Raw genomic sequence first — 22,453 nt, 5'->3', positions numbered from 1 at the left:
ATGACCGTGTCCGACGGGAAGGGCACTGCCGCCCTGGTGAGGCTGACCGGCGTCAGCAAGTACTACGGCAACATCCGCGCCCTCCAGGAGGTCTCACTGGAGGTGTCGGCGGGCGAGATCACCTGCGTCCTGGGCGACAACGGCGCCGGCAAGTCCACCCTCATCAAGATCATCGCGGGCCTGCACCGGCACGACGCCGGATCCTTCGAGATCGAGGGGGAGGAAACCGTCCTCGCCAACCCGCGCGCGGCCCTCGACCGGGGAATCGCCACCGTCTACCAGGACCTGGCCGTCGTCCCCCTGATGCCGGTCTGGCGCAACTTCTTCCTCGGCTCCGAGCCGACCAGGGGCCGCGGCCCCTTCCGCCGCCTCGACGTGGAGCTCATGCGCGAGACCACCCGCGCCGAGCTGCTGCGCATGGGCATCGACCTGCGCGACGTCGACCAGCCCATCGGCACCCTCTCCGGCGGCGAGCGGCAGTGCGTGGCCATCGCCCGCGCGGTGTACTTCGGCGCGAAGGTCCTCGTACTGGACGAGCCCACCGCGGCCCTCGGCGTCAAGCAGTCCGGCGTCGTCCTCAAGTACGTCGCCGCCGCCCGCGACGCGGGCCTCGGCGTGGTCCTGATCACCCACAACCCGCACCACGCCCACCTGGTCGGGGACCGGTTCGTCCTCCTCAAGCGCGGCACCATGGCGGGCAGCCACACGCGCGACTCGATCACCCTCGACGAGCTCACCCGGCAGATGGCGGGCGGCTCCGAGCTGGAGGAACTGAGCCACGAACTGGAGCGGGTGGCAGAATCAGGCCCATCACGGTCACCCGACGCCTCCGGCACCACCGCACCCACGAGGGACGACACGACTCGATGAGCACGTACCGGGACTTCTCGCTCGCCCACCGGGGGTCGGCGCGGGGCACCGTCCTGCGGACCGTGGGAACCCGTGAGCGCCGGTCGCACCTGACCGCCCCGCGCGTCCCGACCGTCGGCATCGACATCGGCGGCACCAAGGTGATGGCCGGTGTCGTCGACGCCGACGGCATCATCCTGGAGAAGATCCGCACCGAGACCCCGGACAAGTCCAAGAGCCCCAAGGTCGTCGAGGACACCATCGTCGAACTGGTCCTGGACCTCTCCGACCGGCACGACGTGCACGCGGTGGGCATCGGGGCGGCCGGCTGGGTCGACGCCGACCGCTCCCGCGTCCTGTTCGCCCCGCACCTGGCCTGGCGCGACGAGCCGCTGCGCGACGCCCTGCAGTCCCGGCTCGCGGTCCCGGTCATGGTCGACAACGATGCCAACACCGCCGCCTGGGCGGAGTGGCGCTTCGGCGCCGGCCGCGGCGAGGACCACCTCGTCATGATCACGCTGGGCACCGGCATCGGCGGGGCCATCCTCGAAGGCGGCCAGGTCAAGCGCGGGCGGTACGGGGTCGCCGGAGAGTTCGGCCACATGCAGGTCGTCCCCGGCGGCCACCGCTGCCCTTGCGGCAACCGCGGCTGCTGGGAGCAGTACAGCTCCGGCAACGCCCTGGTCCGCGAGGCCCGCGAGCTCGCCGCCGCCGACTCCCCGGTCGCGTACAACATCATCGCCAGGGTCGGCGGCAACGTCTCGGAGATCACCGGCCCGCTCATCACCGAGCTGGCGCGGGAGGGCGACGCGATGTGCGTCGAGCTCCTCCAGGACATCGGCCAGTGGCTCGGCGTCGGCATCGCCAACCTCGCGGCCGCCCTCGACCCCTCCTGCTTCGTCATCGGCGGAGGCGTCAGCGCCGCCGACGACCTGCTGATCGGACCCGCCCGGGACGCCTTCCGCCGCCACCTCACCGGGCGCGGCTACCGGCCCGAGGCCCGGATCGCCAAGGCCCAGCTCGGCCCCGAGGCGGGTATGGTCGGAGCCGCCGACCTCGCCCGATTGGTCGCCCGCCGCTTCCGCCGCGCCACCCGCCGCCGCGTGGAGCGCTACGAACGGTACGAGCGCTACGCGCAGCAGCTGGGCCGGCGCGAGACCACCGGCCCCGACGACCAGGAACCGAAAGCGTGACACCGCACTCCCTGCCCCGCCAGGCGTCCGCCCCCGACGAGGGCGGCGCGCCGGTGCCCCCCGCCGAGGACCGCAGACACGTCGTCCGGCGGCGCTGGATCACCGCGATCATCATCGTGCTGCTGATCGGCGTACCCGCGGGCTACCTGGCGATCTCCACCCAGCAGAGCCGCGAGAGCGGCCGCGACAAGGCCGCGAAGATCGGCGCCACCAAGGTGCGGCCCGGCTGGCCCTCGAAGGTGCAGCGCAGCATCTACGAGGTCCCCATCCCGGACAAGGCCTGGCGGGTCGGGTTCCTGGAGACCAACAACTGGCGCACCAGCCGGCTCTTCACCGCCTTCGCGGTCACCCCGGAGGACCTGGACGCCTTCCTCGCTTCCGTCGGCACCAGCCGGGCCGCGCTGAACCCGGGCGAAGTCGCGATCTCCCCGCACGACGCCGAAGTCGCGGGCTGGAGCTGGAGCCCCAAGGCCACCTGGTACGGGATCACCCTGGAGCAGCCGGACCCGCGGCCCACCCGGGACATCACGGTCGACATGACGCACCCGGAGCACCCCAGGGTCTACGTGGTTTCCACCACGACCCCGTAAGACACCCCCTAGCCTTGGATCATGAAGCTCACCAAGCGGCTGCACTCCTGCGTCCAGCTGGAGAAGGACGGGCGCACGCTCGTCATCGACCCGGGCGCCTTCAGCGAACCGGACGCGGGCCTCGGGGCGGACGTCCTGCTGGTCACGCACGAACACCCCGACCACTTCGAGGAGGGCCGGCTGCGGGCCGCCCTCGACGCGAATCCGGCAGCCGGGCTGTGGACCCTGCGCAGCGTCGCGGAGAAGCTGGCCCCCGCCTATCCGGGCCGGGTGCACACCGTGGGCCACGGCGACGCCTTCACCGCCGCCGGATTCGACGTCCAGGTGCACGGTGAACTGCACGCGGTGATCCACCCGGACCTGCCGCGGGTCACGAACGTCGGCTACCTGGTGGACGCCTCCCTCTTCCACCCCGGGGACGCCCTGACCGTGCCCGGCGCCCCGGTGGAGGCCCTGATGCTCCCCGTGCACGCGCCCTGGAACAAGGTCTCCGAGGTCATCGACTACGTCCGCGAGGTCAAGCCGCGCCGGGCCATCGACATCCACGACGCCTACCTCTCCGACATCGCACGGCCGATCTACGACTTCGCCCTGGACACCCTCGGCCGCACCGATCACGGCCGGCTCGGCGCCGGGGACAGCGCCCGGCTATGACTGTCGGTGCCGGGCGGTAGGTTGGGAGGCATGCGTATTGCCACGTTCAACGTCAACTCCATCACCGCCCGGCTGCCCCGTCTGCTCGCCTGGCTGGAGAGCTCCGGCACGGACGTCCTGTGCGTCCAGGAGACCAAGTGCTCCGCGGAGCAGTTCCCGCACGCCGAGCTGCGCGAGCTGGGCTACGAGTCGGCCGTCAACGCCACCGGCCGGTGGAACGGCGTGGCCCTGCTCTCGAAGGTCGGCCTCGACGACGTGGTCATGGGGCTGCCCGGCGGACCCGCCTACGAGGGGGTCGACGAACCCCGCGCGATCTCCGCGACCTGCGGCGGGGTCCGCCTCTGGTCGGTGTACGTGCCCAACGGCCGCGAGGTCGAGCACGACCACTACGGCTACAAGCTGGACTGGTTCCGCGCCCTGACCGCCGCCGTCGCCGAGGACGCGGCAGGGCCCCGCCCCTTCGCCGTGCTCGGCGACTTCAACGTGGCCCCGACCGACGAGGACGTCTACGACCCGGCCGTCTTCGCGGGCCTCACCCACGTCACGCCCGCCGAGCGGGCCGCCCTGGAGGCGCTGCGGGCCGCCGGGCTCTCCGATGTGCTGCCGCGTCCGCTCAAGTACGACCGCCCGTACACGTACTGGGACTACCGCCAGCTCGCCTTCCCCAAGAACAGGGGCATGCGCATCGACCTGGTGTACGGGAACGCGCCCTTCTCCAAGGCCGTCACCGACGCCTACGTCGACCGCGAGGAGCGCAAGGGCAAGGGTGCCTCCGACCACGCCCCGGTGGTCGTCGACCTGGACCTGGACGTCGACGGCTGAAGCCCGTCCAGGCGCGCCCTATGGCCGATGGCGGATCCTGGTGCGACGCTGGGCGGTATGAACATCCCTTTCCTGGGCAACTGGCTGAACCGGCACGAATCGGAACAGGGCGCGGGTCTCGCCGCCGCCCTCGCGGACGATCCCGAGGGCGTCGCCGAGTTGTTCTCGGAGTGCGAGATGCTGCGCGTCCAGGCGAGGTCGGCCGGGCTCGAACTGGACGGGAGCCAGGAGTCTTTGGAGGCGCTCGACCAGCTGATGCCCCGCTGGCGGCGGGATCCCGAGATCGTGCCGTGGCTCGGCAACGACGCGGGCTTCTATCTGGGGACGGTGATCATCCGCACCACCCCCGGCGCCGCCTGGCAGGTGTGGCCCAACGGCCAGCCGGTGATCCGGCTGGCCTCGGGACGCGAGCTGAACGTGATCGAATCAGGGGTTTCCTGGGCGATGACCGGCTCCCCCGAGCTCAGCCAGGCCTATGCCGAAGCCTCGGAGGGCTGACCCCGGCCAGCTTTATGTCCCCTTTAGGCGTGTCGAGGTGAAGTGCCCTTCCCGGGCTGGATAGTTTGCGCTGACCTCGACACCGACAAGTGGGCAGGGCAGCGCATGGCCGTCGATCCGTTGATCGAGCTGCGGGACGTCAACAAACACTTCGGGCAGTTGCACGTACTACAAGACATCAACCTCACCGTCGGCCGCGGGGAGGTGGTGGTGGTCATCGGCCCCTCCGGGTCGGGCAAATCGACCCTGTGCCGGGCCATGAACCGGCTGGAGACCGTCGAGTCGGGCACGATCCTCCTCGACGGACACCCGCTCCCCGCCGAGGGCAGGGAACTGGCCCACCTGCGCGCCGAGGTCGGGATGGTCTTCCAGTCCTTCAACCTCTTCGCGCACAAGACCGTCCTGGCGAACATCTCCCTCGCGCAGGTCAAGGTCCGCAAGCGCCGCAGGGAGGAGGCGGACAAACGTTCCCGGGAGCTCCTGGACCGGGTCGGCCTCGCCGACCAGGCCGGCAAGTACCCCGCCCAGCTCTCCGGCGGCCAGCAGCAGCGCGTCGCCATCGCCCGCGCCCTCGCCATGGACCCCAAGGCCCTGCTGTTCGACGAGCCCACCTCCGCGCTCGACCCCGAGATGATCAACGAGGTGCTGGAGGTCATGCAGCAGCTGGCCAGGGAGGGCATGACCATGGTCGTGGTCACCCATGAAATGGGCTTCGCCCGCTCCGCCGCCAACCGCGTCGTGTTCATGGCCGACGGGAGGATCGTCGAGGACCGGACCCCGGAGGAGTTCTTCACGGCGCCCGAGAGCGCGCGGGCCAGGGACTTCCTTTCCAAGATCCTCAAGCACTGAGGGGGCCCGACCGATGAGACACCTGCGCGTGAGACACCTGCGCATGAGACACCTGCGCCCCCTGGCCCTCGTCGCCGTCCTGCTCGCCGCCGCCACCGGATGCGGCAGGTCCGGCAGCCCACCGGTCAAGGGGCCCCAGCCGGAGGACCTGCCCGCGTACGAGGTCGACACCGGCTTCCGGCTGCCCGCCTCCCCGACCTGGGAGAAGGCGCGCAGGCGCGGCCACCTCGTGGTGGGCGCCAAGGAGGACCAGCCGTACATGGGGGAGAAGGACCCCGCGAGCGGCGGCTACTCCGGCTTCGACATCGAGATCGCGAAGATGATGTCCGCCTCGCTCGGCTTCGCCCCCAAGACGATCGAGTTCCGTACGATCGCCTCCGCCAACCGCGAGACGGCCCTGCAGAACGGCCAGATCGACTACTACGTCGGCACCTACACGATCAACGACAACCGCAAGAAGCAGGTCGGCTTCGCCGGCCCCTATTTCATGGCCGGCCAGTCCCTCCTGGTCCGCAGGAGCGAGAAGGCCGTCAAGGGCCCCGAGGACCTCGCGGGCAAGAAGGTCTGCTCGGCCGCCGGCTCCACCCCGTACCAGCGCCTCCAGCGGGAGTTCCCCAAGGCGGTCCTCGTCGCCTACGACACCTACTCGGTCTGCGTGGACAACCTGCTCACCTACCAGGTCGACGCCGTCTCCACCGACGACTCGATCCTCCTCGGCTACGCGGCCAAGGTCCCCGAGGAGCTCAAGGTGGTCGGCAGGCCGTTCTCCGAGGAGCCCTACGGCATCGGCGTCCCACGCGGCGACAACGCCCTGCGCTTCGCGCTCGACGACGCCCTGGAGGCGAACGAGAAGAACGGCAACTGGAAGAAGGCCTACGAGGCCACGCTCGGCCTGTCCGGCGTGCCCGCCCCCACTCCGCCGCCCATCGACCGCTACCCGGCGGGCTGAGGGAGAGGACACCGCCATGGACGTACTCACCGAGAACTTCTCGCTCTACGGGAAGGGGTTCCTCGGCACGGTCGAGCTGACCGTCTACGCCTCTCTCCTCGCCCTGGTCCTGGGCTTCGTCATGGCCTCCTTCCGCGTCGCACCCGTCGGCTCCTTCCGGGTCTTCGGCACGGTCTGGGTCACCGTCCTGCGCAACACCCCGCTCACCCTGCTCTTCTTCGCCGTCCTGCTGGGCCTGCCCCGCTTCGGGCTGGTCCTGCCCTTCCAGCTCTTCGCCGTCCTCGCTCTGGGCTGCTACACGTCCGCCTTCATCTGCGAGGTGCTGCGGTCGGGCATCAACACCGTGCCCAAGGGCCAGGGCGAGGCGGCCCGCAGCCTGGGGATGTCCTTCGGCCAGACGCTCGCCGCGGTGGTCCTCCCGCAGGCCTTCCGCTCCGTCATCCCGCCCATCGGCTCCACCCTGATCGCCCTCGCCAAGAACTCCGCGATCGCCGGCGCCTTCAGCGTCACCGAGCTGCTGGGCACGTACAAGACCCTCAACGAGCTGGGCTACAGCATCATCTGGACCTTCGTCTGGATCGCCGTCGGCTACCTGATCATCACCCTGTCCATCAGCGCGCTCTTCAACGTGCTGGAGAAGCGCTTCGGAGTCGCCCGATGACCGCGCACGCGCTCCACGGGGACACGCAGTCCACCGCCCTCTACGACATCCCCGGCCCCCAGGCCCGGCGCCGGCACTTCCTCTACGGGATCCTGTCGACCGCGCTGATCCTCGGCCTGCTGGCCTGGATCCTCTACCTGCTCTTCGACACCCGCCAGTTCACCGACGCCAAGTGGCGGCCCTTCGCCTACGAGGGCATCCAGGACCTGCTGCTCAAGGGCCTGGGCAACACCCTCAAGGCCTTCGCCTACGCCTCGGTGCTCTCGCTCGTGCTCGGCGCGGTGCTCGCGACCGGCAGGCTCTCGGTCCACCGGCCGGTGCGCTGGCTGTCGACGCTGTGCGTGGAGTTCTTCCGGGCCATGCCGGTGCTGGTGATGATCTTCTTCATCTTCGTCGCGCTGAAGGTCCAGCCGCTGCCCGCGCTGGTGGCGGGACTGACCCTGTACAACGGCTCGGTGCTCGCGGAGGTCTTCCGTACGGGCATCAACGCGGTGGCCGCAGGGCAGCGCGAGGCCGCGTACGCGCTCGGCATGCGCAAGACGCAGGTGATGACGCACGTCCTCGCCCCGCAGGCGGTCCGGGCGATGCTCCCCGCCATCATCAGCCAGCTGGTGGTGGCCCTGAAGGACACCTCCCTCGGTTTCCTGATCACCTACGAGGAGTTCCTGCACGCGGGCAAGCTGATCGCCTCCAACCTCGACTACGACCTGCCCTTCATCCCCGTCGTGATGATCATCTCGCCCGTCTACATCGGGATGTGCATGCTGCTGTCCTGGTTCGCCACCTGGGTGGCCCGGCGGGAGCGGCGCAACCTCAAGACCGAGGCCGTGGAGGTCGCGCCGCCCGATCCGGGCATGGTGCTGCAGGGCCGGGAGTAGGACGCCCCCAAGGACCCTTGCGCCCCTGCGAGCCGGGGGCGCGGGGCGACCCCCGGTCCGGCAGCAGCCGTGGATCACTGCTCGCGCAGCGGCACCGAGACGTACGAGGGATCGGTGCGCGGCGAGGAGAAGGTCAGCTGCGCGCCGGTGGGGTTGTGCTCGATGTAGAGCGGGTCCACGGTGTCGACGACGAGGGCGAGCCGGTGGCCCGCGGGCACGTCGTAGGCGGTGGAGAAGAGCTCGAGGTCCACGCCGAACGCCTGCCCCGGGGTGCGGCCGTGGAAGGTGTACGGGGCGTTGCTGACCAGCTTGCCGATGCCGAGCGGGCCCACGTCGTAGAGGTACGCGACGAAGGTGCCGTCGGCCTTCGTGGGTGTGACGGTGGTGTGCAGCCGGGCCGTGCCGCGCACCCGGCGGTCCTCGCCGTAGCGCTCGGACTGCCAGACCGCCGCGAAGGCGCGGGGGAGGAGCGGGATGGAGGCGGCGGGGGGCGCTTTGACGAACTGGTCGAGGACGCTGGAGAGGAAGATGATCCCGCCGTTGGCGCCGGAGTCCACGTTGGCGAAGAGGTGCTCGCCGTCGGAGAGCGCGATCCTCTCGGTGTCGCCGGAACCGACCGACTTCCAGTCGGCGTAGCCCTCGTAGCCCTCCTGGCTGCGGGACTTGATCTGCACCGGGGCCTCGGTGTCCACGCCGTTGCGCTCGCCCTTGAGGTAGCGGTCGAACCAGCGGTGGGCGTGGGTCCAGGTGTCGTTGGGCAGGCCGAGCAGACCGGTGGCCTCGGCGGTGGCGTGGTCGCCGGGCCGGAACTCGAGGCGCTTGGGGCCGGTCAGCTGCTCGAAGAACTCCGCGTACTGGTTGGGCGGGAAGATGGTGTCGCCCCAGGCGTTGCCCAGCATGATCGCGGCGCCGTTGGCGTTGATCAGGTCCACCTGCTCGGCGGCCGATCGCTTCCTGCCCCATTCGATCATCGCCTGCTCCTTCTCCAGCTTCGAGCCGAGGAAGTCGCCGAGGATCTGCTGCAGTTCGGGGCCGGGGCGGCCGGTGAGGTAGCCGGCGGCGCCCAGCATGCCGGCGGCCTGGAGGTGCTGGGTGCGGCCGGAGTAGATGGAGTCGATGAGGTCGGCCCAGCCGCTGAGCGCGACGACGGCCTTGACGCGCGGGTCGTGCGCGGAGGCCAGCAGACTGATGCCCGCGCCGTACGAGACGCCGCCGAGGCCGACGCGGCCGGGGTCGGCGGGGGTGGTCGCCAGCGCCCAGTCGATGACCGCGGAGACATCGGCGATGTCCGGCGGGCCGGCCACCTCGATCTGTCCGCCGGAGAGCCAGAAGCCGCGGGAGGTGTAACTGACCACCACGTAGCCGGAGTCGGCGAGCTGCCTGGCCTGGGCGACGTATTCGATCTGCGGCATGCCCCAGCTGGTGGGCAGCACGATCAGGGGGTACTTCTGGCCCGCGCGGGCGCCCGCCGGGGTGAAGACGTTGCCCTTGAGGGTGATGCCTCCGGAGCCGGGGATGTCGTGGAACCGCAGCTCCGGGGAGGCGTCGGCGGAGGCCGGCGCGGAAGCCGTGGGAGCCGCCTGGGCCTGGTGGGGGGCCAGGCCCAGGGCGGCTGCCGCCAGCAGCGCCGCCACGGCCGCGGCGGTGGTGGTGCGTTGCATTCAATCGCTCCTCGCGTACGCCGGGGTTGTCAAAGTGACCCGACGGTAACCGGAGGGGATTACCGGGGGTAACCCGCCGGTAAGTTACGCACTGGTAACGATTGAACAAGAGTCAGTGGAGCGTTCAGCCGTTCTGAGGGGCGCCGGACAGGGCGCTCTTGGCCTTCCACTGGTCCCAGGAGAGGTTCCACTCGCCGTAGCCGTTGCCGATGTCGGCGTTGCCCTTCGAGCCCTCGCCGACGACCTCGAAGGGGTCGCCGACCTGCACCCGGGCGTAGAAGGAGGCGGCGTCCGCGTCACTCATCCCCACGCAGCCGGAACTGGCGTTGGCCCTTCCGAAGTTGGCGCTGTTCCACGGCGCGGCGTGCGCGTACATGCCCGACCAGGTCAGCCGCATCGAGTAGTCGACCATCTTGTCGTAGGCATCGCCCAGGCCCACCGTCTGGGAGTCCATCCGGATGGTGCCCTCCTTGGCCATCAGCGCCATCTTCCCGGACCAGGAGGCCTTCTTGCCGCCGGGGGTGCCGGCCGAGATCGGGATGGTGCTCACCGCCTGGCCGTCCTCGGTCACCTTCATCTTCTTGGTGTCGAGGCTGACCTCCATCCGGCGGTCCTTGCCGATCTTGAACTCGGTGGTGTAGTCCCGGGCGAAGAGCCCGCCCCCCGGGCCGGAGTCCACGCCGTTCAGGTTCATCTCGACCTTCACGTCGGTGCCGGACTTCCAGTAGTCCTTCGGCCGCCAGTCCACCCGGTCGTTTCCGGAGTAGTCCTTGAACCAGCCCCAGGACCCCTCGGTGTTGTCCGAGGTGGTGACCTTCAGCTGCTTCTCCACCTCGGCCTTGTTCCGGACCGGATTGTCGAAGACCAGGGAGACGGGCATGGCCACGCCCACGGTGCTGCCCTTGGCCACGTTGATCGAGACCTTGTTCACCTTGTCGGCGGCGGAGGTCTTGAACTGCAGGGCCGCGCTCTGGCTGTCGGTGTTCTGCGCCTCCACCTTGTAGTCCGTGCCGGGCGGGGCGCTGCGCTCCGAGGTCCAAGTCCTGCCGTCGGCGGATATCCGGCCGGCCAGTTCCCCGCCCTTGCCGTCCGTGACCTTCACCAGGGACAGCTTGCCGTCGGCGAGGGTCACCTTCACCGGCTCTCCGGCCTTGACCTGATCGCCCGTGAGGTTCACCGAAAGGGCCATGTCCGGTTTCTGCTTCGAGTCCGCCTGACCGGCCCCGCTCCCGGCGGCTCCCGAGCCGCCCCCGCAGGCGGTCAGCGCGAGGACCAGAAGTGCGGTGCCGGCCATGGCGGTGTGACGTGTGCGGCTCAACGAAGGCCCCTTCAGATGGTTGTGGCTGTGAACGTTCGCAAAGTAGGAGCGGACAAACCGACTTTAGGTTCCGGCAGCCGGGAAAAAGACCGCCCGCGCGGCTGTGACGTGGACCGCAGCGAAACGGTCATCGTCCGGTCACATGCGCCGCGCACTGCGGTCACGGGTGGCTGTGAGAGTCCTGTGCGTATCCCTCCGGACCGGACAGGAAGGCCGTCGGCCGTGTGTGCACTGCTCGTGACCAGCCATCAGCAGCACCAGGACCAGGAGTTCGGCGTGCGCACCCTGTCCGTCTCCGAATACCAGTGGTTCCTTCTGCGGCACCGGCGGGCGAGTTTCCTCCAGTACCCGTCCTGGGCCGGGGTAAAAGACCTGTGGCGCTCGGAAAGGGTCGGTTGGCACGGGCCCGACGGGACCCTCGTCGGCGCCGGGCTCGTTCTCTATCGCCAATTCCCCGGCACCCGCAAATATTTCGCCTACCTTCCCGAGGGGCCCGTCGCCGACTGGTCCGATCCGCACATCGACCGCTGGCTCACCCCCCTCACGCGCCACCTGAAGGCCGCCGGAGCCTTCGCGGTCCGCATCGGCCCCACGCCCGCCTACCGCCGCTGGGACGCCGCCACCGTCAAATCGGCCACCGGCCCCGGCCGGCAGGTGTCCGACGTCCTCGCCACCGAGGTCGACCCCGTCGGCGCCGCCCTCGCCGACCGGCTGCGCACCCGTGGCTGGAGGCGCTGCGGCGGCGAGGACGACGGCGACGCCCAGCCGCGCCACGTCTTCCGCGTGCCGCTGGCCGGCCGCACTCCCGAAGACCTGTGGTCGGGCCTGAACCAGGAGTGGCGGCGCAATGTGCGCAAGGCCGCGAAAGCGGGCGTGGAGACGGTCCTCGGCACCTCCGCCGACCTGCCCGAGTTCTACCGGCTGCTGCGGATCACCGAGGAGCGCGACGGTTTCCGGCTGGGCCGCTCCCTCGCCTACTACGAGCGGCAGTACGAGGTCCTCAACGCCGAGCAGCCCGGCCGGATGCGGCTCTACCTGGGCATCCACCAGGGCGAGATACTCGCCGCCCACACGATGATCGTCGCCGGCAGCCGGGTCTGGTACCAGACCGGCGCCTCCGCCGACCACCGCCGCGAGGTCCGCCCCAGCAACGCCCTTCAGTGGCGCATGATGCGCGACGCACATGCCCTCGGAGCGGACGAATACGACATGCGCGGGGTACCCTCCACCCTCGACCCCGACGAACGCTCTTTCGGGCTGCTGCGCTGGAAGCTCGGCACCGGCGGACAGGTCGTCGAGACGCTCGGAGAGTGGGAGACCCCGATGGACGGCTACACCAACACGGCGCTCTACAAGGCCTTCCAGGCCTATATGGCCCGCCGGTGACGGCCACCGGAACGGCCACCGGCCCGGTCGGCGACACGGCCACCGGCCCGGCCGGCGAAGCCGCACCCGCCGGGGCGGGCGCCGGCAGCAGGGCGCCGAAGAAGGCCTCCGTACTGCGCAGCGGCGCGCTCATGGCGGCCGGCTCGATCGTCTCCCGCGCCACCGGCTTCGTCCGCTCGGCGGTCGTCGTCGCGGCGCTCGGTACCGCACTGCTCGGCGACAGCTACGCCGTCGCCAACACGGTCCCGAACATCATCTACATGCTGCTCATCGGCGGCGCCCTCAACGCGGTCTTCGTCCCCGAGCTGGTCCGCGCCGCCAAGGAGCACGCCGACGGCGGTTCCGCCTACACCGACCGGCTGCTCACCGCCTGCACCGCAGCCCTCGTCGCGCTCACCGCCGTTGCGGTCCTCGCCGCCCCGCTCATCGTCTCCACGTACACCGACTACAGCGGAGCCCAGGCCGACACCACCGTGGCGCTGGCCCGGTACTGCCTGCCGCAGATCCTCTTCTACGGCCTCTTCACCCTGCTCGGCCAGGTGCTGAACGCCCGCGGCCGGTTCGGCGCGATGATGTGGACCCCGGTCCTCAACAACTTCGTGATCATCGGCGTCTTCGGGCTCTTCCTCCACCTCTCCCACGACGCCGCGCACGGCCTGACCGCCGCCGACACCCGGCTGCTCGGCCTCGGCACCACCGCCGGAATAGTCCTGCAGGCCCTCGCCCTGGTCCCCTCGCTGCGCGCCGCCGGCTTCCGCTGGCGCCCCCGCTTCGACTGGCGCGGCAGCGGTCTGGGCCGCCCGCTGCGCAACGCCGGCTGGCTGGTGCTGCTCGTCTTCACCAACCAGATCGCCTACTGGGTCGTCACCCGGCTCTCGACCGCCACCGGACAGCACGCCGTCGAGGCCGGCCTCGCGGGCGGCGCCGGCTACACCGCCTACAGCAACGCCTACCAGCTGTGGATCGTCCCCCAGGGCATCATCACCGTCTCCCTCGTCACCGCCCTGATGCCCCGGATGAGCGCCGCCGCCTCCGACGCCGACCTCGGCGCCGTCCGCCGCGACATCTCCTACGCCCTGCGCTCCAGCGCCGCGCTCGTCGTCCCCGCCGCCGCGCTCTTCGCCGCCCTCGCCCCGTGGGTGATCGGCAGCGTCTTCGAGTACGGCCGCACCGGCGCCGCCGACGTCGAGGTCATGGCGGGCATCCTCGTGGCCTTCGCGCCCGGCCTGATCGCCTACTCCGCCCAGTACGTGCTCTCCCGCGGCTTCTACGCCCTCTCCGACACCCGCACCCCCTTCTTCCTGAACCTGGTCATCGCCGCGCTGAACGCCGGCCTGTCCGCCGCCGCGTACTTCCTGCTGAGCCCGCGCTGGGCGGTCACCGGCATGGCCGCGGCCACGTCCGTCGCGTTCCTCGCCGGCGCCGCCGTGACCGCCGTCACCCTCTCCCGGCGGCTCGGCCCGCACCCGGGCACGCGTACACGGCGGCGCGCGACCGCCGTACGGACCCACCTGCGGCTGCTCGCCGCCTGCACACCGGCGGCAGCCGCCGGGTACGCCGCCGCCCGCGCCGCGGATCCCCTCGGCGACTTCGCCGCGGTCGGGGCGGGAACCGTCGCACTGGTGCTCGTCGTCGTCCTCCTTGCGCGCCCGCTGCGCCTGACGGAGATCACCGACCAGCTGGACTCCCTGCGGCGCAGGCTCGGCCGCAAGAGCGAGGAAAAGCCGATCGAACACCCTGGATACTGACCCGATGCCACGCGTACTGCTGATCGAGGACGACCCTTCCATCCGGGAGGGGGTGGGCCTCGGCCTGCGCCGCCGCGGCCACGAGGTGAGCGCCGCCGAGACCGGGGAGGACGGACTCGCCCTGATGGCGGACTTCCACCCCGAACTCGTCCTGCTCGACCTCATGCTGCCGGGAATGAACGGCGTACAGGTCTGCCACCGCATCCGCGAAAACAGCGAAGTGCCGATCATCATGCTCACCGCGCGCGGCGACGACTTCGACATAGTCGTCGGCCTGGAGGCCGGCGCCGACGACTACATCGTCAAGCCCGCCCGCACCGAGGTCATAGAGGCCCGGATCAGGGCCGTGCTGCGCCGGCTCAGCGACCCGGTGGGGCTGCGCCCCGAAGTCGAGTTCCACGGCCGGCTCGCCATCGACCGCGCCGGGCTGACCGTCGCCAAGAGCGGTGAGCGGGTCGCCCTCGCCCCCAGCGAGATCAAACTCCTGCTGCACCTGTCGGCCTCGCCCGAGCAGGTCTTCTCCCGCCAGCAGCTCCTCGAAAGCGTGTGGGACCACAGCTACCACGCCGACGCCCGGCTCGTGGACGCCTGCGTCCGCCGCCTGCGGACCAAGATCGAGGACTCCGACGGCAGCCCCCGCTACATACAGACCGTGCGCGGCTTCGGCTACCGCTTCGGGCCGCTGTGAGGCGCTTCGCGCCGCTGGGGCTGCGCACCCGGCTGATCGCCGCCTTCCTGCTGGTCGCCGCGATCAGCGCGGTGACCACGGCCGCACTGACCTACCAGCAGGCCCGCACCGCGATCCTCAAGCAGAGCCAGGACACCGCGGTCATCACCCTGCGCGACCTCGTGGGCAGTCAGCCCCTCGACCTGCCGCTGGACCAGGCGCAGCTCCAGCGCATCGTCAACGAGATCGGCAAGAAGGGAAGGCCGAACCCGTGGAACGTCTTCGCCGAGTACGGCGTCCTGCGGGCCTCCAGCACCAGCGCGCCCACCTCCACCGTGGTGACCGAGGAGCTCCGCCGCCAGGTGACGGCCCATCCGCACGCGGCCTTCCAGCGGGTGACCGATGCCTCCGGCACCCCCTACCTCACCGTCGGCATGCCGGCCGTCTTCCTCCACAACGAGACCCGTGAACCCACCGGCCTGGTGGTTTTCGCGACGATGCGCCTCACCACCGAGGGGAAGACGGTCGAGGCCATGGTGGAAGCCGCCCAGCGCGGCGCCGTCCCCGGCCTGGCCATCGCGGTCGTCCCCGCCCTGCTCGCCGCGCGCAGCGTCCTGCGCCCCGTACGGGACATGCGCCGCGCCGCCCAGCGCCTCGGCCGGGGCCGCCTCGACACCCGGATCGAGGTCCGCGGAGCCGACGAACTCGCCGGACTGGCCCGCACCTTCAACGAGACCGCCGGTGCGCTCGAACGGTCCGTGAGCGAACTGCGGGACGCCGAGGCCCGGGCCCGCCGCTTCGCCGCCGACGTGTCGCACGAACTGCGCACCCCGCTCGCCGGGATGCTCGCCGTCACCGAGGTCCTGGACGAGGACGCCGACCGCCTCGATCCCGACACGGCCGCCGCCCTGCGACTGGTCAGCGCCGAAACCGGCAAGCTCGCGGTCCTCGTCGAGGACCTCATGGAGATCTCCCGCTTCGACGCCCGTGCGGCCGGGCTCAACCTCGACGACGTGGACGTGGCCGAGGCGGTGGGCAAGAGCCTCGAACTGCGCCACTGGGACGACGAGCGGGTGATCACCCGACTGCCGCGCCAGGTCCGGGCCCGGCTCGACCCGCGCCGCTTCGACGTGGTCCTCGCCAACCTCGTCGGCAACGCCCTGCGGCACGGCGGCGCTCCGGTCCACGTCACCGTGCGCACCGAACCACGGCCCGGCGGCCCCCGGCTGCTGATCGAGGTCGCCGACAGCGGGCCCGGCATCGCCCCCGAGGTGCTGCCGCACATCTTCGACCGGTTCTTCAAGGCCGACGCCGCCCGTACCCGCTCGGCGGGCAGCGGCCTGGGCCTCGCCATCACCCTGGAGAACGTACGGCTGCACGGTGGCACCCTGCACGCCGCGAACGGCCCCGCCGGGGGAGCCGTGTTCACCCTCGACATGCCCCTGGAGGCCGACGGATGACCCGGGTACGGGCGGCCGCGGCCGCCATGACCCCGGTACGGGCGGCCTCGGCCGCCCTGCTGCTGGGCCTTCCGCTGCTCACCGGCTGCGGCATCAAGCCCACCGGGGTCATCGAGAGCGGGGACGCCGCGAAGGTGGTCTTCCCCGACCCCCACACCAAGGGGACGGTGTACTTCGTGCTGTCCGACGGGCGCCTCGCTCCCGTACCCGACAAGGACCAGCCGTCGACGTCCGCGACCGCCAATCTGGTGCGGCTGCTCGCGGGCCCCACCGACGAGGAAAGGGCCGCGGGCATGGACACCCGGCTGCCCGTGACGGATCCCAGGAAACAGGGCGCGGGCGCGGGAGTCGGCATCGTGTCGCCGGACACCGTCGAGGTCGGCGTGCCGTTCAACGTCGCCGGCCTGTCCGAGCCGGCCCGCCTCCAACTGGTGTGCACGGTGGCCTCCACCCACCCGCAGTACCGGGTGGCCTTGCGCGGCCCGGACACCGATCTCGAACCCGCCCGCTGCCAACTCGACCGCTGATCGTCCCCTTGCGGAACTCCGGGTGCGCTCGCCACCGTGACCGCATGGACCCCGCCGACCACGTCCCCGACGTCTTCGACCCCCGGCTCTACGCCGCCGGCATCCCGTACGAGAGCTACCGGCTGCTGCGGGACCGGCACCCGGTCGCCTGGCAGGCGGAGCCGGAGATCCAGGGCTGGCCCGCCGGCCCCGGCTTCTGGGCGGTCACCCGGCACGCCGATGTCGTGCGTGTCCTGCGTGACCACCGCACGTACTCCTCCTGGCTCGGCGCCACCCAGATCCGCGACCCCGACCCGGGCGACCTGTCCTTCCTGCGCCGGACCATGCTGAACCAGGACCCGGCGAAGACCTCCGGGGACCACGGGCGGCTGCGCCGGCTGGTCTCGCGCGCCTTCACCCCCGCCCGCGTCGAGGCCTTCGCCGGGCGGGTGCGCGAGCGGGCCCGCACCCTGCTGGCCGCCGCCCGGGACGGTGCCGAGGACGGGGCCGCGGACGTGGTGCACACGGTCACCGACGAATACGCCCTGCTCAACCTCACCGACCTGCTGGGCGTCCCGCCCGCCGACCGGGCGCTGCTGCTGGAGTGGACCGTACGGATCATCGGCTACCAGGACCCCGAGGACGCGCCCGCGCCCCTGCTCGGCCCCGACGGCAAGCCGCTGAACCCGCGCTCTCCGGCGCTGCTCGGCGAGATGTTCGCGTACGCCCGCGAACTGGCCGCCCACAAGCGGGCGCGACCGGGCGACGACGTGATGACCGCCCTGGCGCACGCCGGACTGGACGACGCCGAGCTGGAGATGTTCTTCTTCCTGCTCACCGTCGCCGGCAACGACACCGTCCGCAGCGCCGCCCCCGGCGGCCTGCTCGCCCTCGCGGGGGCCCCGGACGCCTACCGGCAACTCGCCGCGGGGGACGCCCCGGTGGACCGGGCCGTCGAGGAACTCCTGCGCGTCCACCCGCCGGTGCTCAGCTTCCGCCGCACGGCCGCCGCCGACACGCAGCTCGCCGGGCAGCCGATCCGGGCCGGGGACAAGGTGGTCGTCTTCCACGCGTCCGCCAACCACGACGAGCGCGTCTTCACCGCACCGGGCCTGCTCGACCTCGGCCGGGCGCCCAACCCGCACGTCTCCTTCGGTGACGGCCCGCACGTCTGCCTCGGCGCCCACTTCGCCCGGCTCCAGCTGCGCACCCTCTACGAGGAGTGGCGCGCTGCCATGCCGGTGCCCGAACTCGCGGGCCCGCCGAGGCGGCTGGTCTCCAACTTCATCAACGGGATCACGCGGCTGCCGCTACGGGTGTCCGGGCCGCCCGGGTGACATCGGCCACCAGCTCCGTGACGTCCGGTCCGTAGGCATCGGAGTTGATCACCTTCAGCATCAGGCAGAACGACTCGTTGCCGTACGTGCGGGCCAGCTGCACATGGTGCCTGGCCAGGTAACGGGCGGCCGCCTGGTTGCTGTTGGCGGTCTGTCCCGACAGCAGGAACACCGGCCGCGAGCCCTGCCCGGTCGTCAGCCGCGCCAGCAGGACGTGCTCGACCCGGCCCTTCTCCCAGCGGTAGGTCTCCTCGCCCACGCGAATGGCCCCGCGATCGGGATGGCCCGTCTCGAGGCCCACGTCGGTGCGCACCCCCGGCAGCATGGAGTCCAGGTGCGCCGTCGTACGGGCGTTGGACACGGGGCCGCCGACGCAGAACTCGGCCCGCTCGCCGAAGCCCTGGCGGGCCGTGTCGTGGGTGACGATCTGCACGTTCGCCCCGCAGTCCTTGATCAGGGCGGATATCTCCAGAAGGGCGAAGGCGTCGTTGCGGTGCAGGGAGGAATCGGTGCCGCCCATCTGGCGGTTGACCACGAACAGACAGTCGGACCCGGTCGGCAGGCCGAAGAAGGCCTGCTTGCGGCGCAGCGCGCGCCGCCAGACGTAGGTCCGGGTGAACCAGCCGAACCCGCCGCTGCAGGCGGTGGCTATCACCCCGAGCACGATGTTGCGCACGTCGTCGTTCATGCGCCGGATGCTAGGCCATCCCCTGCCGAGGGGTCACCAACGGTGCAGGGGTGCCGAACGCCACGGCCACGCCGACGTCCTGACGGCGCGGCGGGCAGGCCGCTAGGCTCGGCGCACGCTGCCACTGGAGGTCCGGATGCACCGTCCCGCCGCCCGTACGTTACCGCTGCTGGCCGTCGCCGCCGCGCTCGTCTCGACCGGAGCCGCCGCTCCGCCCCAGGCCCCGGCCGCCCCGCCCAAGGTGCCGGTCGCCGCGGGCTACGGCGGGGCCGTCGCCAGCGTCGACGCGGACGCCTCCGCCGCCGGCATCGCCGTCCTGAGGTCCGGCGGCAACGCCGTCGACGCGGCCGTCGCCACCGCCGCCGCGCTCGGCGTCACCGAGCCCTACTCGGCCGGCATCGGCGGAGGCGGCTACTTCGTCTACTACGACGCAGGGTCCCGCCGCGTACAGACGATCGACGGCCGCGAGACCGCCCCGGCCACGGCCACCGCCGGCCTCTTCCAGGAGAACGGGGTTCCGATCCCCTTCGCCGAGGGCCAGACCAGCGGGCGCGGGGTCGGCGTCCCCGGCACCCCCGCCACCTGGAAGAGCGCGCTCGACTCCTGGGGCACCCGGCCGCTCGGCCGGCTCCTCAAGCCCGCCGAGAAACTGGCCCGGGACGGGTTCACCGTCGACGCCACCTTCCGGGCCCAGACGGAGGCCAACCAGGACCGGTTCAAGGACTTTCCGGACACCGCGAAGCTCTTCCTGCCCGGCGGCGCCCTGCCCGTGGTCGGCTCCACCTTCAAGAACCCGGACCTCGCCGCCACGTACGCGGAGCTCGGCCGCAAGGGAACCGGCGCCCTCTACAACGGTCCCATCGCCGACGACATCGTCCAGGCGGTCCGCAAGCCCCCCGTCGACCCGGCGGCCACCCGCAAGGTCCGGCCCGGCGACCTCACCACCGCCGACCTGCGCGCGTACGAGACCAAGCGGCAGGCCCCGACCCGGATCGGCTACCGCGGCCTGGACGTCTACAGCATGGCGCCCTCCTCCTCCGGCGGCACCACCGTCGGCGAGGCGCTGAACATCCTGGAGCGGACCGACCTCTCGGAGCTGTCCGAGGCGCAGTACCTGCACCGGTTCATCGAGGCCTCCCGGATCTCCTTCGCCGACCGGGGCCGCTGGGTCGGCGACCCCGCCGCCGAGGACGTGCCCACGCGCGAACTGCTGTCCCAGCGCTTCGCCGACTCGCGCGCCTGCCTGATCAGCCCGGACCGGGCGCTGACCAGTCCGCTGGCCCCCGGGGACCCGCGCAACCCCGTGCCCTGCGCCACCACCGGGCAGACCGCCCCGACCACCTACGAGGGGGAGAACACCACCCACCTGACGGTCGCCGACCGCTGGGGCAACGTGGTCTCCTACACCCTGACCATCGAGTCCACCGGCGGCAGCGCGATCACCGTCCCGGGCCGCGGCTTCCTGCTCAACAACGAGCTGACGGACTTCTCCTTCGCACCGGCCGCGCCCGGCGTCCCGGACCCGAACCTGCCCGGCCCGGGCAAGCGGCCGCGCTCCTCCATGTCCCCGACCATCGTGCTCGACGACGGACGGCCGGTCCTCGCGGTGGGCTCCCCGGGCGGCGCCACCATCATCACCACCGTCCTGCAGACCCTGACCGGCCACCTCGACCGGGGCCTGCCGCTGGTCGACGCCATCGCCGCGCCGCGGGCCAGCCAGCGCAACCAGACCACCACCGAGCTGGAGCCGGGCCTGTGGAACAGCCCGTTGCGCGCGGAGCTGGAGGCGCTCGGCCAGGGCTTCCGGCAGAACCCGGAGATCGGCGCCGCGACCGGCGTGCAGCGGCTGCCGGACGGCCGCTGGCTGGCGGCGGCCGAAACGAGCCGGAGGGGCGGCGGATCGGCCATGGTGGTCCACCCGCACGGGCGGCCGTAGCGGGGGCCCGGCGGTCACAGGGAGGTGAGGATCCTCGGGCCCTCGGCGGTGACGGCGACCGTGTGCTCCGCGTGCGCGGCCCGGCTGCCGTCGAGGGTGCGCAGGGTCCAGCCGTCGCCGTCGCACCGGTAGTCGTCCGTACCGCCGGCGATCAGCATCGGCTCGATCGCGAGGACCATGCCGGGCCGCAGCTTCATGCCGCGGCCCGGCCGGCCCTCGTTGGGCACGCCCGGGTCCTCGTGCATGCCGCGGCCGACGCCGTGACCGCCGAAGCCGTCCGGGATGCCGTACCCGGCGGCGCGGCCGACCGAGCCGACGGCGTGGGCGATGTCCCCGATCCTGTTGCCGGGCACGGCGGCGGCGATCCCGGCCGCCAAGGCGGCCTCGGCGGCTTCGATGAGCCGGAGGTCGGCGGGGCGGGCCCGGCCGACCGTGAAGCTCACGGCCGCGTCCCCGACCCAGCCGCCGAGCCGGGCCCCGCAGTCGATGCTGACCAGGTCGCCGTCGCGCAGCCGGTACCCGTCCGGGATGCCGTGCACGATCGCGTCGTTGACCGAGGCGCACACCACGGCGGGGAAGGGCACGGGCGCGAACCGGGGCCGGTAGCCCAGGAAGGGTGAGCTCGCTCCGGCCTCGCGGAGCACCGTGCGGGCCACCCGGTCCAGCTCCTCCAGGCTGACGCCGACCCGCGCAGCCTCCCGTACGGCCGCCAGGGCGTGGGCGACCACCCGGCCCGCGGCGCGCATCTCGTCGATCTGTCGGTCCGTCTTCAGTTCCACCATGCCAATAACTATACCGGTATAACTATCACGGGATACTTATTGGGTGCCGGGGTAGCATGGGGGCATGGTCCGTACCCCCCTCACCCCCGAAGAGCGCGAGCGCGGCGAGCGGCTGGGCGCCCTGCTGCGCGAAGCCCGCGGCAGCCGCAGCATGGTCGAGGTCGCGGCCGGCGCCGGGCTCTCCGCCGAGACCCTCCGCAAGATCGAGACCGGCAGGGCGCCCACCCCCGCCTTCTTCACGGTCGCGGCCCTCGCGGAGGCGCTCGGACTCTCCCTGGACGAGCTGCTGAGGCGCTGCGCCGCCGTTCCCGCCTAGGCTCGCGCCCCCTTCCCGCCGGGTCCGACCGGCCCCACCGGCCCCGTCGTTCGGGCGGGAGCGGCGGCCGAACGGACCAATCGGCGGTGGGGCCGCCGGGGCGCGGGGCAAGCGTGAAGGCGTGTCAGCCACCCACGCATCCAAACGACTCGGTCTCGGACTCCTCGGCGCGCTGCTCGCGATCGGTCTCCTGCTGGCGGCCTGCGCCGTCCCCGAGGACCGGGACCGTCACGAAGGCCCGCGCGACGGGGTCCTCCACCACCCGGGCGCCGCCCCCCTTAGGCTCCGGTCATGACTCTTGAAGAGCTGAACCGGGGCAGGTACGTCAGCCTCACCACCTTCCGGAAGGACGGCACGCCCGTGGCCACTCCGGTGTGGGCGGTGGCCGACGGCGGCGAGCTGTACGTGTGGACGCGCAGCGATTCCTGGAAGGTGAAGCGGATACGCAACAACGGGCGGGTCACCGTCGCCGCGTGCGACGTACGGGGGCGCCTGGCGGAAGGGGCGCCCGTGCTGGAGGGCGAGGCGCGGCTGCTGGACGAGGCCGGGCTGAAGCGGGTCCGCAAGCTGATGTCCCGGAAGTACACCTGGCAGTTCTGGGCGGTGGACCTGCCCGCCTCGGTGGCGCGGCGGGGGAAGCGGCCGCACACCGGGATCGCCGTGAAGCTTTGAGGCGCCCGTAGCCCGCCCGTAACACTGGTGGGG

At 71.7% G+C, this 22,453-nt stretch carries 24 protein-coding genes; 19 read left to right on the top strand and 5 right to left on the bottom strand.

What is annotated here, in order from left to right; genetic code table 11:
• The 10 genes from ACIP5M_RS12580 (at position 1) to ACIP5M_RS12535 (ending at position 7,943) form a co-directional block, all read left to right on the top strand.
• A complete protein-coding gene (locus ACIP5M_RS12580) occupies positions 1-870 on the top strand; it encodes an ATP-binding cassette domain-containing protein (protein ID WP_401195577.1) in 870 nt (289 codons plus the stop codon).
• Positions 867-2,042, top strand: coding sequence for an ROK family glucokinase (locus ACIP5M_RS12575; RefSeq protein WP_401195574.1), 1,176 nt, complete (start codon positions 867-869; stop codon positions 2,040-2,042). The genes ACIP5M_RS12580 and ACIP5M_RS12575 overlap by 4 nt, the downstream gene beginning before the upstream one ends.
• Entirely contained in the window at positions 2,039-2,632 is a 594-nt protein-coding gene (locus tag ACIP5M_RS12570; RefSeq protein WP_401195572.1) for a hypothetical protein, read from the top strand. Before ACIP5M_RS12575 ends, ACIP5M_RS12570 begins: the two co-directional genes overlap by 4 nt.
• A 21-nt stretch (positions 2,633-2,653) precedes the next feature.
• Positions 2,654-3,286 (top strand): MBL fold metallo-hydrolase, encoded by a 633-nt coding sequence (locus ACIP5M_RS12565; protein ID WP_401195570.1) that lies wholly within the window; start codon positions 2,654-2,656, stop codon positions 3,284-3,286.
• 30 nt (positions 3,287-3,316) lie between these two features.
• Positions 3,317-4,108 (top strand): exodeoxyribonuclease III, encoded by a 792-nt coding sequence (locus ACIP5M_RS12560; RefSeq protein ID WP_401195568.1) that lies wholly within the window; start codon positions 3,317-3,319, stop codon positions 4,106-4,108.
• Positions 4,109-4,165: 57 nt separating this feature from the next.
• The gene (locus ACIP5M_RS12555; protein WP_401195565.1) at positions 4,166-4,606 is read left to right on the top strand and encodes a DUF6278 family protein; all 441 of its coding nucleotides are present in this window, start codon (positions 4,166-4,168) and stop codon (positions 4,604-4,606) included.
• Positions 4,607-4,711: 105 nt separating this feature from the next.
• Positions 4,712-5,455 carry an amino acid ABC transporter ATP-binding protein gene (locus ACIP5M_RS12550; RefSeq protein WP_401195563.1) on the top strand — a complete coding sequence of 248 codons (744 nt, stop codon included), beginning with the start codon at positions 4,712-4,714 and terminating at the stop codon, positions 5,453-5,455.
• Positions 5,456-5,498: 43 nt separating this feature from the next.
• Positions 5,499-6,404 carry a glutamate ABC transporter substrate-binding protein gene (locus ACIP5M_RS12545; protein ID WP_401195560.1) on the top strand — a complete coding sequence of 302 codons (906 nt, stop codon included), beginning with the start codon at positions 5,499-5,501 and terminating at the stop codon, positions 6,402-6,404.
• Between the two features lie 16 nt (positions 6,405-6,420).
• Positions 6,421-7,065 (top strand): amino acid ABC transporter permease, encoded by a 645-nt coding sequence (locus ACIP5M_RS12540; RefSeq protein WP_401195558.1) that lies wholly within the window; start codon positions 6,421-6,423, stop codon positions 7,063-7,065.
• Entirely contained in the window at positions 7,062-7,943 is an 882-nt protein-coding gene (locus tag ACIP5M_RS12535) for an amino acid ABC transporter permease (RefSeq protein WP_401195556.1), read from the top strand. Before ACIP5M_RS12540 ends, ACIP5M_RS12535 begins: the two co-directional genes overlap by 4 nt.
• 74 nt (positions 7,944-8,017) lie before the next feature.
• On the opposite strand, the gene ACIP5M_RS12530 is transcribed toward ACIP5M_RS12535, so the two are convergent.
• Both ACIP5M_RS12530 and ACIP5M_RS12525 read right to left on the bottom strand, forming a co-directional pair.
• Complete coding sequence (locus ACIP5M_RS12530; RefSeq protein WP_401195554.1) at positions 8,018-9,604, bottom strand: CocE/NonD family hydrolase; 1,587 nt, start codon at positions 9,602-9,604, stop codon at positions 8,018-8,020.
• Between the two features lie 124 nt (positions 9,605-9,728).
• Positions 9,729-10,898 (bottom strand): Ig-like domain-containing protein, encoded by a 1,170-nt coding sequence (locus ACIP5M_RS12525; RefSeq protein ID WP_401196299.1) that lies wholly within the window; start codon positions 10,896-10,898, stop codon positions 9,729-9,731.
• Between the two features lie 300 nt (positions 10,899-11,198).
• Here ACIP5M_RS12525 and ACIP5M_RS12520 point away from each other — a divergent pair, with 300 nt between their 5' ends.
• From ACIP5M_RS12520 to ACIP5M_RS12495, 6 genes are read left to right on the top strand one after another with little or no spacing between them, the layout of a single operon-like run.
• A complete protein-coding gene (locus tag ACIP5M_RS12520) occupies positions 11,199-12,308 on the top strand; it encodes a lipid II:glycine glycyltransferase FemX (RefSeq protein ID WP_401196297.1) in 1,110 nt (369 codons plus the stop codon).
• The gene (gene murJ, locus ACIP5M_RS12515) at positions 12,305-14,056 is read left to right on the top strand and encodes a murein biosynthesis integral membrane protein MurJ (RefSeq protein ID WP_401195551.1); all 1,752 of its coding nucleotides are present in this window, start codon (positions 12,305-12,307) and stop codon (positions 14,054-14,056) included. Before ACIP5M_RS12520 ends, murJ begins: the two co-directional genes overlap by 4 nt.
• Before the next feature lie 4 nt (positions 14,057-14,060).
• A complete protein-coding gene (locus tag ACIP5M_RS12510; protein WP_401195549.1) occupies positions 14,061-14,744 on the top strand; it encodes a response regulator in 684 nt (227 codons plus the stop codon).
• Positions 14,741-16,183 (top strand): ATP-binding protein, encoded by a 1,443-nt coding sequence (locus tag ACIP5M_RS12505; RefSeq protein WP_401195547.1) that lies wholly within the window; start codon positions 14,741-14,743, stop codon positions 16,181-16,183. The genes ACIP5M_RS12510 and ACIP5M_RS12505 overlap by 4 nt, the downstream gene beginning before the upstream one ends.
• Positions 16,180-16,710 carry a hypothetical protein gene (locus tag ACIP5M_RS12500; RefSeq protein ID WP_401195544.1) on the top strand — a complete coding sequence of 177 codons (531 nt, stop codon included), beginning with the start codon at positions 16,180-16,182 and terminating at the stop codon, positions 16,708-16,710. Before ACIP5M_RS12505 ends, ACIP5M_RS12500 begins: the two co-directional genes overlap by 4 nt.
• Before the next feature lie 44 nt (positions 16,711-16,754).
• The gene (locus ACIP5M_RS12495) at positions 16,755-18,026 is read left to right on the top strand and encodes a cytochrome P450 (RefSeq protein WP_401195542.1); all 1,272 of its coding nucleotides are present in this window, start codon (positions 16,755-16,757) and stop codon (positions 18,024-18,026) included.
• Here the strand turns inward: ACIP5M_RS12495 and ACIP5M_RS12490 are convergent.
• A complete protein-coding gene (locus ACIP5M_RS12490; protein WP_401195540.1) occupies positions 17,986-18,714 on the bottom strand; it encodes a hypothetical protein in 729 nt (242 codons plus the stop codon). The two genes, ACIP5M_RS12495 and ACIP5M_RS12490, sit on opposite strands and share 41 nt — an antisense overlap.
• A 136-nt stretch (positions 18,715-18,850) precedes the next feature.
• Here ACIP5M_RS12490 and ggt point away from each other — a divergent pair, with 136 nt between their 5' ends.
• Positions 18,851-20,650 (top strand): gamma-glutamyltransferase, encoded by a 1,800-nt coding sequence (gene ggt, locus ACIP5M_RS12485; RefSeq protein WP_401195537.1) that lies wholly within the window; start codon positions 18,851-18,853, stop codon positions 20,648-20,650.
• 14 nt (positions 20,651-20,664) lie between these two features.
• Here the strand turns inward: ggt and map are convergent, their stop codons facing one another.
• Positions 20,665-21,432: a type I methionyl aminopeptidase gene (gene map / locus ACIP5M_RS12480; RefSeq protein ID WP_401195535.1), complete on the bottom strand. Its 768-nt coding sequence runs from the start codon at positions 21,430-21,432 to the stop codon at positions 20,665-20,667.
• A gap of 64 nt (positions 21,433-21,496) precedes the next feature.
• Here map and ACIP5M_RS12475 point away from each other — a divergent pair, with 64 nt between their 5' ends.
• The gene (locus tag ACIP5M_RS12475) at positions 21,497-21,748 is read left to right on the top strand and encodes a helix-turn-helix domain-containing protein (protein ID WP_401195532.1); all 252 of its coding nucleotides are present in this window, start codon (positions 21,497-21,499) and stop codon (positions 21,746-21,748) included.
• Between the two features lie 124 nt (positions 21,749-21,872).
• Here the strand turns inward: ACIP5M_RS12475 and ACIP5M_RS12470 are convergent, their stop codons facing one another.
• Positions 21,873-22,010 carry a hypothetical protein gene (locus ACIP5M_RS12470; protein WP_401195530.1) on the bottom strand — a complete coding sequence of 46 codons (138 nt, stop codon included), beginning with the start codon at positions 22,008-22,010 and terminating at the stop codon, positions 21,873-21,875.
• 29 nt (positions 22,011-22,039) lie between these two features.
• Here ACIP5M_RS12470 and ACIP5M_RS12465 point away from each other — a divergent pair, with 29 nt between their 5' ends.
• A complete protein-coding gene (locus tag ACIP5M_RS12465; RefSeq protein WP_401195527.1) occupies positions 22,040-22,420 on the top strand; it encodes a PPOX class F420-dependent oxidoreductase in 381 nt (126 codons plus the stop codon).
• The last annotated feature ends 33 nt before the right edge of the window (positions 22,421-22,453 follow it).

It is taken from the genome of Streptomyces sp. NPDC088762, from assembly GCF_044750905.1.
Lineage (GTDB): Bacteria > Actinomycetota > Actinomycetes > Streptomycetales > Streptomycetaceae > Streptomyces.
Note: the sequence above shows the minus strand (reverse complement) of the source record. Positions and strands in the feature narration are given on the sequence as shown.